Origin of the sequence: Tannerella serpentiformis, assembly GCF_003033925.1 — a bacterium.
In the GTDB taxonomy this organism is placed as follows: domain Bacteria; phylum Bacteroidota; class Bacteroidia; order Bacteroidales; family Tannerellaceae; genus Tannerella; species Tannerella serpentiformis.
On sequence record NZ_CP028365.1, the window covers coordinates 2,112,584 to 2,126,039 of the forward strand.

The 13,456-nt window shown below is 58.8% G+C and carries 12 protein-coding genes and 1 tRNA gene; 8 read left to right on the plus strand and 5 right to left on the minus strand.

The window, feature by feature from the left end; translation table 11 throughout:
• A complete protein-coding gene (locus tag C7123_RS08860; RefSeq protein ID WP_069174789.1) occupies positions 1-1,278 on the plus strand; it encodes an amidohydrolase in 1,278 nt (425 codons plus the stop codon).
• A 96-nt stretch (positions 1,279-1,374) separates the two neighbouring features.
• On the opposite strand, the gene secG is transcribed toward C7123_RS08860, so the two are convergent.
• The 4 genes from secG to C7123_RS08880 all read right to left on the minus strand — a co-directional run bounded on the left by secG (position 1,375) and on the right by C7123_RS08880 (position 4,310).
• Positions 1,375-1,782: a preprotein translocase subunit SecG gene (secG, locus tag C7123_RS08865; RefSeq protein ID WP_037979548.1), complete on the minus strand. Its 408-nt coding sequence runs from the start codon at positions 1,780-1,782 to the stop codon at positions 1,375-1,377.
• 98 nt (positions 1,783-1,880) lie between these two features.
• Positions 1,881-2,576 carry a hypothetical protein gene (locus C7123_RS08870; protein WP_069174790.1) on the minus strand — a complete coding sequence of 232 codons (696 nt, stop codon included), beginning with the start codon at positions 2,574-2,576 and terminating at the stop codon, positions 1,881-1,883.
• A gap of 11 nt (positions 2,577-2,587) precedes the next feature.
• Positions 2,588-3,127 (minus strand): LPS assembly lipoprotein LptE, encoded by a 540-nt coding sequence (gene lptE / locus C7123_RS08875; protein ID WP_069174791.1) that lies wholly within the window; start codon positions 3,125-3,127, stop codon positions 2,588-2,590.
• Complete coding sequence (locus C7123_RS08880; protein ID WP_037986932.1) at positions 3,111-4,310, minus strand: sigma-54 interaction domain-containing protein; 1,200 nt, start codon at positions 4,308-4,310, stop codon at positions 3,111-3,113. The genes lptE and C7123_RS08880 overlap by 17 nt, the downstream gene beginning before the upstream one ends.
• Positions 4,311-5,104: 794 nt before the next feature.
• Here C7123_RS08880 and C7123_RS08890 point away from each other — a divergent pair.
• Complete coding sequence (locus C7123_RS08890) at positions 5,105-6,067, plus strand: cation diffusion facilitator family transporter (protein WP_216820850.1); 963 nt, start codon at positions 5,105-5,107, stop codon at positions 6,065-6,067.
• 89 nt (positions 6,068-6,156) lie between these two features.
• Here the strand turns inward: C7123_RS08890 and C7123_RS08895 are convergent, their stop codons facing one another.
• The gene (locus C7123_RS08895; RefSeq protein WP_159049884.1) at positions 6,157-6,789 is read right to left on the minus strand and encodes a hypothetical protein; all 633 of its coding nucleotides are present in this window, start codon (positions 6,787-6,789) and stop codon (positions 6,157-6,159) included.
• A 181-nt stretch (positions 6,790-6,970) separates the two neighbouring features.
• On the opposite strand from C7123_RS08895, the gene C7123_RS08900 reads away from it, so the two are divergent.
• From C7123_RS08900 to mltG, 6 genes are all read left to right on the plus strand, one after another.
• Positions 6,971-7,042, plus strand: a tRNA-Met gene (locus C7123_RS08900).
• A 333-nt stretch (positions 7,043-7,375) separates the two neighbouring features.
• Positions 7,376-8,782 carry a glycosyltransferase gene (locus C7123_RS08905; RefSeq protein ID WP_083206794.1) on the plus strand — a complete coding sequence of 469 codons (1,407 nt, stop codon included), beginning with the start codon at positions 7,376-7,378 and terminating at the stop codon, positions 8,780-8,782.
• Entirely contained in the window at positions 8,783-9,535 is a 753-nt protein-coding gene (locus tag C7123_RS08910; protein WP_216820851.1) for a class I SAM-dependent methyltransferase, read from the plus strand.
• A gap of 10 nt (positions 9,536-9,545) precedes the next feature.
• Positions 9,546-11,468: a glycosyltransferase family protein gene (locus tag C7123_RS08915; protein WP_159049885.1), complete on the plus strand. Its 1,923-nt coding sequence runs from the start codon at positions 9,546-9,548 to the stop codon at positions 11,466-11,468.
• 108 nt (positions 11,469-11,576) lie between these two features.
• Entirely contained in the window at positions 11,577-12,413 is an 837-nt protein-coding gene (locus C7123_RS08920) for a deoxyribonuclease IV (RefSeq protein WP_069174797.1), read from the plus strand.
• Positions 12,406-13,428: an endolytic transglycosylase MltG gene (gene mltG / locus C7123_RS08925; protein WP_069174798.1), complete on the plus strand. Its 1,023-nt coding sequence runs from the start codon at positions 12,406-12,408 to the stop codon at positions 13,426-13,428. Before C7123_RS08920 ends, mltG begins: the two co-directional genes overlap by 8 nt.
• The last annotated feature ends 28 nt before the right edge of the window (positions 13,429-13,456 follow it).

A 13,456-nucleotide genomic window follows, 5' to 3' on the forward strand; every position in this document is an offset into this window, starting at 1 on the left:
ATGAGCAGCATACTGATCCGGTCCGTCGAATGGCAAGGTCGTCCGACGGACCTTTTTATAGAAGGCAACACCATCGCACGCATTGCCGAGACGATCGACGCCCCCGAGGCGGACACCGTGATCGACGGCCGCGGCAAGGCCCTTATCCCCGGACTCATCAACGCCCACACGCACGCGGCCATGACGCTCTTCCGCGGCTACGGCGACGACATGCCGCTCATGCAGTGGCTCGAGCAGGCCATCTGGCCCAACGAGGCGAAGCTGACGCACGAGGACGTCTATTGGGGCGCCAAGCTGGCCTGCGTGGAGATGCTCCGTAGCGGTACGACGACCTTCTTCGACATGTATCACAAGCTCGACGCCACGGCCGAGGCTGTCCAAGAGATGGGGCTCCGTGCCGTGCTCTGCGAGGCCTGTTTCGATCACTTCCGACCCGAAGAGGCCGAACGCAGCCGCCGCCACATCACGCGTCGCTACGCCACACCTCCGCCCTATGGCCCACGCGTCCGCTACGCCCTCGGCCCGCATGCCATCTACACCGTCTCCGGCGAACTGCTGCAATGGTCGGCCGACTTTGCCCGGGATCACGACACCCTCATCCACCTCCATCTGGCCGAGACGACCGTCGAGACCGAGCAATGCCTTGCGCGCTTCGGGCAGACGCCCGTTCGCTACCTGCACCGTTTGGGCATCCTCTCCCCGCGACTTGTCATCGCACACGGCCTCTACGTCGACGGGGAGGAGATCCGCATCCTGGCCGACCACGGTGTCAAGGTGGTGCACAACCCGGCGTCGAACATGAAGCTGGCCTCCGGCTATCGCTTCCACTTCGACGAGATGCGCGCCGCAGGCATCACCGTCGGGTTAGGCACGGATGGCTGTGCCTCGTCGAACAACCTCGATATGGTCGAGGCCATGAAGCTGGCGTCACTGCTCGGCAAGTCGTGGCGTGGCGATCCCGAGGCCGTCACGTGCGACGCCATCTTTCACGCCGCCACGGCTGCCGGTGCCGACATCCTTGGCCTCCGCGCCGGTCGCATTGCCGAGGGCTACTTGGCCGACCTCTGCCTCATCGATCTCCGCCAGCCCGCCTTCGCCCCGAACCACAACTTCATCTCGAACCTCGTCTACGCCGCCAACGGCAGCTGCGTGGATACGGTCATCTGCGACGGTCGCGTGCTGATGCGCGACAAGCATGTGCCGGGCGAGGAGGAGATCATGGAGCGCGCCTCACGTGCGGCCTACGATCTGGTGCGCCGAGGTGGGAAGCAGGCGTAACCTGCCCCTATTCCCCCAAAAAAGAAGGACCGGAAGCGCGGCGATTGTTTGCGCTTCCGGTCCTGTTGTTTTCCGGTCTGTGGCCTCTCGGGCGAGTTACTTAGCCGGGGCCTCTTGTTGCTGTTGAGCAGGCTGTTGCTCGGCGGGCTGCTGTTCGGCCGACTGTTGTGGTTGCTGCTGCGAGCCAAAGTCGGGGCCTGTGGCGTTCGGATCTACGGGCACAGCGTCGTTCACCTGCTGCTGGATCTCGGACTCCTGTTCGTTCTTCTGCTGGGCATCGCCTTTGGGGATAAACGAAGCGATGAGGATGCTCAGCACGACTACACTGCCGGCCAGCCCCCAAGTAGCCTTCTCGAGGAAGTCGGTCGTCTTGCGGACGCCCATGATCTGGTTCGACGAGGAGAATCCGGAGGCTAATCCTCCGCCTTTCGAGTTTTGCACCAGCACGATCAGAATAAGGAAGATCGATGCCAGGAAAATCAAGATGGATAAAAATACGTACATGCGATTCTATTGTTTTGAAATGAATAATCGGTGAGGGTCTCTTTTTCGGGCGGCAAAATAAATGTAAGAAAGCGGGGCAGGCAACAGTCGTCCATGTCTCAGCCCTGTTTGCTGTGCTCGACCAGCTTCTCTAAGAAGCGGATCTGATCCTCGAAGTAGATGTTCTTCTCCGGGTGCTTCTCGCTGAGGCTGCGGATGATCTCCAGCGCCTTGGCGTAACGCTTCTGGCGGATGTAGACGTGCGCCAGCGTCTCGGTGAAGAAGGAGCTGTCCGCCGCTTGCTCGGTCGGCTTGGGGGCGGGAGCGGGCGACGTCGGCTCGCTGACGGCGCGTTGCAGGCGACGCTTGTCGAGGCGTTCGCTGCCGTGCGCAATGAAGGAGTCGATGAGGTCTTGGTGGCGCATCTTAGGCTCGGCGACAGGTTCGGCGGGCGGCTCCGTGTCGGTGTCGACGGTGAGCCAACGCAGATAGTCGGTCGAGGCGGAGGAGTCGAAGGCGCCGTGGGCCTCGTCCGTTGTGGGACGGCGTGCGGGGGCGGCGTCGGCCGTGTCCTTGAGACGGGCCTCGTCCTGGAGCAGCAGGAAGAGGCGTGCGCGGTCGGGCACACCGACGGCCAAGCGCTCCAGCTCGCCCTTGAGTCGGAGGTCACCCGTGAGGGCGAGGTTCTTGAGGTAAAGCATCCGCGCTGCATGGAAGCAGGGGAAAGCCTCCACGATCCGTGCCAGCTCGGGCAGTGTGGCAGCCGTGAGCCGTGCGGGGCGGTCGATGTAGCGATAGAATTCTTCGCGGGTCATGGGGGGGAGGGTTACCAGTCGGCTACGGTGGCGTTGTAGATCTGATTGACGAGGTCGTCGATGATCTCGCGACAGAGCTGCTCCTGCACCTGATCGATGGTGCGTGAGTTCTCAAACTCCTTGTACGACGAGAAGGTCTGCTCGAAATCCTTATCGGGATTCACGCGGTTCGTGTAGCGCACGCGGACGGTGACGGTCAGGCGGGTCAGGGCGGCCAAGGCCTTGTTGCCATCGTCACGCACGGCCTGCGGCGTCAGCTCGTAGCCCGTGATCTCACCCTCGAGATCTAGCGTACCGTTCTCGCGCAGCATTTGCAGCTTGGTCTGTCGGACGAACTTGTCCTTGAGCTCGTCCGTGAAGCGTTGTGCCAGCGGACCGTAGACGAGGGGCGCCATGTTGGGGAAGTCCTTGATGGAGATGGAGCGCACCTGCGTATAGTCAATCGACGTGCCACTAAACTGATACGAGATGGAGCAGCCGCCCAGCAGGATCACCCCCACGACGGCCGCCAGTATCTTATATATACGGCGAAGCTTAGTCCAGTAGTCCATATTCCTTAATCTTACGATAGAGCGTCCGCTCCGAGATGCCCAGATCAGCCGCCGCAGCCTTCCGACGGCCGCCATGTCGCTCCAGTGCGCGGCGGATCATCTGTCGCTCCAGATCGCCGAGCGCCATCGGCTCCTCCACCGCCTCGGCCTCCTCGACCGTCTCCGCCTCATGCACCGGATGCGGCTTGGGGGCGACGTACGGCACGGGCTGCGGCTCCACGGGCACGGCCGCGGTCGGCATGCTGCCGCTCATGATGTCGTGCACCAGCTTCTTAAGTTCGGTGACGTCTTTCTTCATATCGAAGAGCACCTGATAGAGGATCTCGCGCTCGCTCGAGAAGAGCTTGCCGTCCTCCTGCGGCCGACCGACAGGCACAGGCAGATGCGTGGCCTCGATGTTGGGCAGATAGGGGCGCAGCCGATCGGCGTTGATGGTGCGTTCAGGCTCAAGGATGGAGAGGCGCTCGGTGACGTTCTTCAGTTCGCGCACGTTGCCGGGCCAGCGGTAGGTGAGGAGCAGCTGGCGGGCGTCGTCCTCCAGCCGGATGGGTGGCACGCGATACTTCTCGGCCGCATCGCTGGCGAACTTGCGGAAGAGGAGCAGGATGTCGTCGCCACGGTCGCGTAGTGGCGGGATGACGATGGGCACCGTGTTGAGGCGGTAATACAGATCCTCGCGAAAGCGGTTGTGGGCCACGGCGTCGACCAGGTTCACGTTCGTGGCGGCCACGATGCGGACGTTTGTCTTGAGCACCTTCGACGAGCCGACCTTGATGAACTCGCCGCTCTCCAGCACACGCAGCAGGCGTGCTTGGGTCGGGATGGGCAGCTCGCCCACTTCGTCGAGGAAGATGGTGCCGCCGTCGGCCACTTCGAAGTACCCCTTGCGGTCGGCCAGGGCGCCGGTGAACGATCCCTTCTCGTGCCCGAACAGCTCCGAATCGATCGTGCCCTCGGGGATGGCGCCACAGTTGACGGCGATGTATGTACCGTGTTTGCGGTGGCTGTTTTGGTGGATGATCTGCGGAAAGTTTTCCTTGCCCACGCCGCTCTCACCCGTGATCAGCACGGAGAGGTCGGTGGGAGCCACCTGCATGGCCACGTCGATGGCACGGTTGAGCGTCGCGTCGTTACCGATGATCCCGAAGCGCTGCTTGACTTGTTGTATGGATTCTTCTTTCATATCTGGTGTGTATATTCTGTCAGTTTTGCCTGACAAAATTACAACGATACCCTCAAACCGATCGCGTTCACCCCTTCGCCGCGCCGATAGGCTCCGAAATGCGCCTCGTTTGGCTCGTTGGCAGTCCTGCAAGCTCCAAAAAGTGCCGCGTTTGGCCCGTCGCCTCCCTTGCAAGCCCCGAAATGAGCCTCGTTTGGCCCTCCCCAACTCTTTAGGGGGCTGAATGGAGATATTTATTTGAGGCTTTTATATGGATAGGCTATAACTTGCATCGTATATTCAATGCTTTTATACTGATAGACTAAAGCCTGCATCGTATATTCAATGCTTTTATGCTGATAGGATATATCCTTCATCGATGGTATAGTTCTTTTATGATGAAAGCATGATACTTTCGGTGCAAGTTGTTTACTTTCACTATAAAAGCACACTATATAGAATATAGGCGATAAGCTTTTATATAGAAAGACCCAAACTTGCAGTGAAATAAATCAGCTTTTATATTGAGAGCAATTTACATGCATCGAAGTTTATAGTCTCTTATATTAAAAGCATTTTACTTTCGGTGCAAGTGGTAGGCTTTCATCGTGGGAGCTTCTAATAAATATTTCCATTGGGCGCCCTGATGGGAGGTGAAGGGCCTAATGAGCCTCTTTTCAGAGCTTGCAGGACTGTCGACGGGCCAAACGAGGTGCTTTTTGGGGCCGCGGCGAGTGATGGAAGGCAAACGAGGTGCGCCGCGCGGGCTGCTTATCTTTGTCCACGCGAATCCACATTAAAAACAGATCCACATTATGCATACACATCCTCACCACGAACACGATCACGACTGTGATCACGCGCACGGCCACGGTCATGCGCACCATCACCACCACGGGGCCGACATGAAGGGGCGCAAACTGCTCTGGGCAACGGCGCTGAACTTCTCGATCACGCTCGTGCAGATCGTCGGCGGACTCGTCTCGAACAGCCTCTCGCTACTCTCCGATGCGGTCCACAATCTGGGCGACTCGTCGGCCATCTTCATCGCCTTCCTGGCCGGCCGACACGCCGAGAAGTGCCCCGACCTGCGCAAGACATTCGGCTACAAACGCTCCGAGATCTTGGCCGCACTCTTCAACGCCGTGGCGCTGATCGTGATCTGCGTCTTCCTCTTTGTCGAGGCCTATGAGCGCTTCCGGAACCCCGAGCCAATCCGCGGCGCGGTGATGCTCATCGTGGCCACCTTTGGGCTACTGGCCAATCTGATCGCGGTCGTCATGCTGCATCGTGACCGGGAGCACAACCTGAACATCCGCGCGGCTTACCTGCATTTGCTTGGTGACACGCTCTCGTCCGTGGCTGTCATCCTGGGCGGCATCGCCATCTGGATTTGGAAGCTGTATTGGCTCGATCCGCTGATCACGGTGGCCGTGGGCGTGTATATCATCTGGCACACGTGGGGCATCGTCCGCCAGACGGTCGACATCCTCATGCAGGCCGCGCCCGAGGGCGTCGATCTGCACGCCGTGCAGCGTCACACGGAGGACATAGCCGAGGTTAAGGACATGCACCATCTGCACATCTGGAAGATGGACGACGAGCATATCCACCTCGAGGCGCACATCAACCTCTGCGAAAATCTGCCGCTCTCGGACGCGCAAGCCATCGGCCGACGCATCGAGGAAATGCTGCGTACGGAGTTCGGCATCAGCCACATTACCCTGCAATTGGAATACGAGGGCTGCCACCTCCAGTGCGGCCTGATCCAGGCGTAGTGAGGCGGCCCAAATTGCCGGCTACACATAAGAACGGGTGAGGACTCAGATGGATCCATCTCAGCCTCACCCGCTCGTTTTCTGTATCGTTACCAGCGGTAGCCCATGCCCAGCGTCAGGTAGCCCTTTACGCCATAGCCCAGCTCCCAGTTGGCAAACAGCGCACGCCCCACGGAGACACCGAAGAAGGTCACCTGCCCAGTGGGAAAGACGCTATACCGCACGTCTGGGTTGAAAAACTCCCGTTCCCATTTCATGCCCACGCCCAGCCCAAGGCCTGAATAGAGGCGGACCATCGACCGGTTGAGGTACGTGAAGCGTACGGCGGGATAGATGGCCAGGCGATGCGTGTAAAGGTGATCCACCGACATGCCGTCGAGGCGTTGGCTCTGGTAGATGCCCGAGTAGGACGTCTGTACGCCCAGTGCCAGCCAACGGCTCAGCTCCTGGGTATAGCCCACCGACAGCGCCTGCGTATAGATACGGTCACCGTAGCTGTATCGGCTGCGGTCGTAGCGCTCCCACGGTGTGTTCCCCTCGAACCGTCCCTCCGGCCAACCGGGTGTATCGTCGTGATACATCTCGAACGGGTTCTCGACTAATCCCCAGCTGATCGACAGCTCATTTTTCAGTTTATAGGCCGGTTTGATCCCCAGCCAACGCCAACATGACTGCGCGTCGGAACTAAACGCCAAGGCAGTCATGCAAATGATAAGCAGCATCTTTTTTGTCATATCCGTAATTGTAGATTTGTGAGGGGGCAAATGTAAAGCAGCCCTTCTTGCCGCCGCAGATAGCCATGTGGCGATAGATGGGGGGTGCTTCCCGGTACGCTTCGAAAAGAGTCGGGCGATTTTGCATTTATCGGATCGTTTTTACCTTTGCGGCCGTTAACAACGAGATCGCGGAGTGGAGCAGGGGTAGCTCGTTGGGCTCATAACCCAAAGGTCGTAAGTTCGAATCTTACCTCCGCAACAGTGATAAGCCTCGTCGGTAGTTTCATGCCGGCGGGGCTTTTTCGTGTCTATTCCTTGGCTGATGGCTTCCATGTCGAGAGGCAATCGTTACGGGGTGACAGAGATGGGCGCTGCAAGGGTGGAGCGTCTATCGGGTGCGTGTGAATGGCGCATACTTCGAGGGTACTCACACGTTTGCGCACCGCTTGACATGCGATACTTAGGACTACTTGTAAAGCCACACGAGCCTTCGCACCTGCTTCGGATAAGGCTTTCTTCTACTTTTGCGCGCGCAATCAGAAAAAGGCGCGGACTGTCCTCACACGAGGCGGCCGATGCGTCTTCCCCCCGAATGAACAAGCAATCCATCATAGATTATTACAACCGGACGGCGCCCGAACGGCAGCGCCACAAACATATGCGCCGTTATTACCACCGTTCGCTGGAGCGCTACTTCTCGTTTATCATCCCGCCCGGCAGCCGTGTGTTAGAGATCGGATGCGGGACGGGCGAACTCTTAGCGGCCATGCGGCCAGCCTATGGCGTGGGTATCGACTTCTCAGAACGGATGATCGAAATAGCCCGACGAACCTTCCCGGAGCTGCGCTTCGAGGTGGACGACATCGAGGAGCTACGTCTCAGCGAGACGTTTGACTATATCATAATGTCCGACCTGACGATGTCGCTCTGGGATGTGCAGCGCGCCTTTGAGCATCTGCCGCAAGTATGCCACGAGCGTACGCGCATCGTTATTTCCAACTATAACTTCCTCTGGGAGCCTATCCTCAAGCTGGCCGAGCGGCTCGGCCTAAAGCTCCAGCAACCGAACCAGAACTGGCTCTCGGTGCAGGATATCGACAATCTGCTCCGTCTGACAGGCTTCGAGCGGGTGAAGCGTGAAAACAAGATCCTGCTGCCCATCAACATCCCGCTGCTGACCCCCTTCTGCAACCGTTTCTTGGCGAACCTGCCGCCCTTTCACCGCTTGGATTTGGTGAACCTGATCGTAGCCCGACCTGAGCCTCGACGGGAGGCACCCGAGCGGACGGTGTCCATCATCGTCCCGGCACGCAATGAGCGAGGGAATATCGAGAATGCTGTCTGCCGACTGCCCGCTTTCGGTGCCTCGCAGGAGTTTGTCTTCGTCGAAGGACACTCACAGGATGGAACGTACGAGGAGATGATCCGTGTGCGCGACGCCTATCCAGATAAGCAGATCAAGGTGCTCATCCAGTCGGGGCGCGGCAAGGGCAACGCTGTGCGTGAGGGCTTCGAGGTAGCTACGGGCGAGATGCTCTTCATCCTCGACGCCGACCTGACGACACCGCCCGAGGATATGCCGAAGTTTTACGAGGCGCTCCGCCAAGGTAAGGGTGAGTTTATCAATGGTTGCAGGCTCGTTTACCCGATGGAAAAGCAGGCGATGCGGCTCCTGAACCTGATTGCCAACAAGAGTTTCGGAGTACTCTTCTCCTACCTGCTGGGACAGGGGCTGAAGGACACGCTCTGCGGCACGAAGGTGCTCTACAAGTCAGACTACGACACACTCAAGTTAGGTCGCGCCTATTTCGGCGACTTCGATCCCTTCGGTGATTTTGACCTGCTCTTTGGCGCTGCCAAGCTGAACCTGAAGATGACGGAGATCATCATCCGATATAAGGACCGCGAGTATGGCTCCACGCAGATCAGTCGTTTCCGACACGGTTGGCTGCTGATAAAGATGTGCGCCTTCGCCGCACGGAAGATTAAGTTCATTTGAATGAGAAGTATGGAAGACTTCAATCGCCATAACAAAGAGATTAACGAGAACCTGACCTATTGGCAGAATAAGCCGATACTACAAACCATCTACAATGATTTTTACGCACTGATTGGTGCGCAGGTGGATCGTTCGCAAGAGGGGCTGATCGTAGAGTTAGGCTCGGGGATTGGCAACCTCAAGCAGCATATCCCGGAGTGCATCTGCACGGATGTGTTCCCCAATCCGTGGATCGACCAAGTGGAGAACGCCTACCGGATGAGCTTTGCGGACGAGAGCGTCTCTAACCTGATTCTCTTCGATGTGTTTCACCATTTGGAATACCCCAAGGCGGCACTTAACGAGTTTCGTCGTGTGCTCAAACCCCACGGACGTGTTATCCTCTTCGAACCCTGTATCAGCGCATTGGGATGGATCGTTTACGGTGCTTTTCACAAGGAGCCTGTAGCATGGTTCGACAAGATCAACCCCGACGGTGGCCCCATATCGGACGATCGCCTCGGCTATTATGCCGCCCAAGGCAACGCCTGCCGCATCTTCCGACACAGCCGAAAGTATCGCGACTTGATCGGTGACTTTTCCATTACGAAAGTTCGGCGCTATGCCGCATTGGCATATGTCATGTCCGGCGGATACAGCGGTCGACAGCTCTACCCAGATCGTCTCTATCCCTTTATCAAAAGCTGCGAAAAGGTTTTGAACCATCTGCCCAGCCTCTTCGCCACCCGTCTGCTTGTAGTTCTAACGAAATAATCAGCAAACAATGAAAGCCTCTCACACTACCTCTTTCACCCAACGGTTCGACGCCTTTTTCGATCGACATCGGCGGGCTTTTTTCATGCTCACGATGGCTCTGGCCACGCTGATGAGCATCGTTATGTTTGACGCCAAAGTCAGCCTCAGCGGCGACGATTGCGACTATATCCTTGCCGCCGACGCCTTCTGGCACCACTTTGCCTTCCCTGGCCATCACGGCTCGCTTTACCCCATCGTCCTCTCACCCTTTGTCGGACTGTTCGGTTATCGGCTCGTCCTGCTTAAGTTCCTCTCCGTCCTCTTCACCGTTGGCGCCTTTGGGTTCCTTTACAAGGCCTTCGAGAGACGGATCCCGTCGGCCGTGCTGATCCCATCCATGCTGCTGGCTGCCATCTGCTCCTACATCTTCTTTTATGCCGGCTACACCTACAGCGAACCGCTCTTCATGCTCCTTCAGTCGATCTACTTCTACTTCTTCTCCCGCTATTTCTGGGTGGAGGGTGGCACACCGAGCTACACGCTCAGAAAGGACTGGAAGAAGTATCTCAATCTCGGTGCCCTGACACTGGCGATGGGACTGACGCGCGAGATTGGCTTCTGTGTCATCGGCGTCGTTATCCTCTATTTTGCGATCAAGGGCCGGTGGAAGGATTTGCTCTATACCGTCGGTGCGGCGCTGCTGATACTCGCTGCCTTCTACTTGGTCAAGGCTATCCTCTGGCCGAACGTTGCGGCAGGACACAGCTTCACCAACCTCATGGCGAAGGATTACTACAACCCCAACGCGGGTATGGAGGATACCGCCGGACTCCTCTCTCGCTTCTGGGACAACTCTCGGGTCTACCTCTCCGCCTTCCTCTGCCAAATGATGGGCGTGATGCCTGAGACACCCAGCAACCGGTTCGACATGAGCGCCACACGGACGCTCATCATCTACGGGCTCTACTTCGCTGCACTGGTGGTTATCTTGGTGCGTCGTGACGCCCCGCTGCTTTTCGCGGGACTCTATGCTGGGGTGCTCAACTTCGCTAGCTTCGTTGTCCTGCAAATCATTTGGGCGCAGGATCGATTGATTACGATCTATTATCCACTCATCCTTCTCTTCCTGCTCGGTGCGCTCTATTACGCCTTCAGCTCGGCGCGCTTGCGGCGTTTCTTCATCGTCTACCCCGTGGTGCTACTCATCCTGCTGGGCGGTACGTTGAACATCACCCGCAATCGGGTGGGTCGCACGCTGCCCGTCCTTCAGCAGAATCTTCTGCTGGGCGATCCGCTCTACGGCTTCACGCCCGACTGGCAAAACTTCATCAAGGCCAGCCAATGGGTCGCGACGAACACAGAGAAAGACGCCGTCATCGTCAGCCGTAAGCCGTCTATGTCGAAGGTCTACACCGGACGCGACTTTGTTGGGTTGCCCGCCTCGCTGACCGTCCCCGCCGATACGTTGAACTATCTCAAGGGCGACACTTCGCTCGTGGTTGTCGTGGCCGACGGATCGAAGGGTGTTATGTCGGGCGAGGTGCTCCGCTATATCATCACGCCCCTAAGCAAGTTTATGATCGGCGATAAGCCGTCACCGGCAGCTTGCGTCTACACCTTCCCACGCGCAAACTTAGCGGAGGCTCTCCACGAGATGGAGCAGATGGGTGTGCCCTACACGCTCGACTTGGATCAAGCCATCGCCCAGTGCCAAACTGCGGACGTTCGTATCTACGACCCAGACATGATGCTGCGCCTGCTCAAGGAGCAACATGTCACCTACCTGCTGCTGGCTCAGCTGCGTATCGACCCCACACGCAACACGGGGCAGTACATCAACAATATTCACCGCTACGCCTGGTTTATATCTACCAAATACCCGGACAGCTTCGAAATCATCAAGACCTTCGGCACCTCCGAACCGTGCGAGATCCTGAGGCTGATTCGGTAACAGTCTTGCGGGCGTATTCCGTTTAACGACTGAGCGCCCGCAAGCCCTCTACAACCCTCTATACAACCCGCGGCTCAGTCGCATAACTCCACATCACGACTTGTAATCATGTTTCGAATCGGTTGTCACCTCTCTGCCTCCAAAGGCTTCCTTGCCATGGGCAAAGCCGCCGTATCCGTCGGCGCCAACACCTTCCAGTTCTTCACCCGTAACCCACGCGGTGGCAGTGCCAAAGCCATCGATGAGGACGACGTCGCGGCCTTCCTGCAATTCGCAGCTGAACACGACATCGCCCAGATTGTCGCCCATGCGCCCTACACGCTCAACGCTTGCGCTGCTGATCCGAATATCCGTCGTTTCGCCACCGAAACGATGGCCGACGATCTGCGGCGCATGGAGTATGTGCCCGGCAATTACTACAACTTCCACCCCGGCAGCCACGTCAAGCAGGGCGTCGAGGTGGGTACGGACCTCATCGTCGAGATGCTCAACCGGATTCTTCGCCCCGAACAACGCACCACAGTGCTGCTTGAGACGATGGCCGGAAAGGGCAGCGAAGTGGGACGCACCTTCGAGGAGCTACGCGCCATCATCGACCGGGTGGAGCTAAGCGATCATCTTGGCGTCTGCCTCGACACGTGCCACATCTTCGACGGCGGCTACGACATTGTCCATCACCTCGACGAGGTCCTCGCCGACTTCGATCGTGTGATCGGACTCGACCGGCTCCGCGCCATCCACCTCAACGATAGCCTCAACACGCTCGGCAGCCACAAGGATCGCCACGCCAAGATCGGCGAGGGGAACATCGGCCTTGGGGCCCTTACGCGTGTCATCAACCATCCGGCCCTGCGCAGCCTGCCCTTCAACCTCGAGACGCCCAACGAGCTGGACGGCTATGCGGCCGAAATCAAACTTCTGAAGTCTCTGCGTACGGATGATTAAGAAAGTTGTCATCACCCTCCTGCTGCTCCTCCTCGTCATCGGCGGTGGAGGCGGCGCCTACCTGCTCCTGGCCCCCAACTTCGCCCCAGCGCGTGGCACGGCCTACGTCTACATCCGCCCCGACGACACCTTCGACGACCTCTGCCGACAGCTCACCGACTCGGCCGGATGCCGCCAGGAGGAGACGTTCCGACTCGCCGCACGTGCGCTGCGCTACGCCGATCGCCGCATGCCCACGGGCCGCTACGCTGTCCGCCCGGGCATGAACAACCTCGACCTGCTGCTTGATCTGCGCCGCGGCAACCAGTCGCCCGTCCGCATCACCTTCCAGAACGTCCGCCTCAAGCACGACCTCTCCGAGCGGCTTGCCGATCAGCTCATGGTCGACGCCCCCGCCATCGAGTCGCTTCTGGACGATAGCACCTACTGCGCCAACCTGGGCTTCACGCCAGAGACCATCAAGGCGATGTTCATCCCCAACACCTACGAGGTCTATTGGAACATCCCGGCCGACAAGCTGCTGCGCCGCATGAAGCGCGAATACGACGCCTTCTGGACCGAGGCACGCCGCAACCGCGCCGAGCAGATCCGCCTCACGCCCGTGGAAGTCTCCATCCTGGCTTCGATCGTCGAAGAGGAATCGGCCGTCCCGGACGAGTATCCGACCATCGCCGGCCTCTACCTCAACCGCCTCTACCGCGGCATGCTCCTCCAGGCCGACCCCACGGTGAAGTACGCCGTCGGCGACTTCGCCCTCCAGCGCATCCTCGATCGCCACAAGGAGGTCGATTCGCCCTACAACACCTACCTCTACCCCGGCCTGCCCCCCGGCCCCCTGCGCGTGCCGTCGATCACGGCCATCGACGCCGTCCTCCACCATGCCCAGCACGACTATATCTATATGTGTGCCCGCGAGGATTTCTCGGGCCGTCACAACTTCGCCTCCACCCTGGCCGAGCACAACCAGAACGCCCTCCGCTACCGTCAGGAGTTGAACCGTCGGGGGATCTACTGACGGCCGCGGCCGGCCTCCGTCGGGTCGA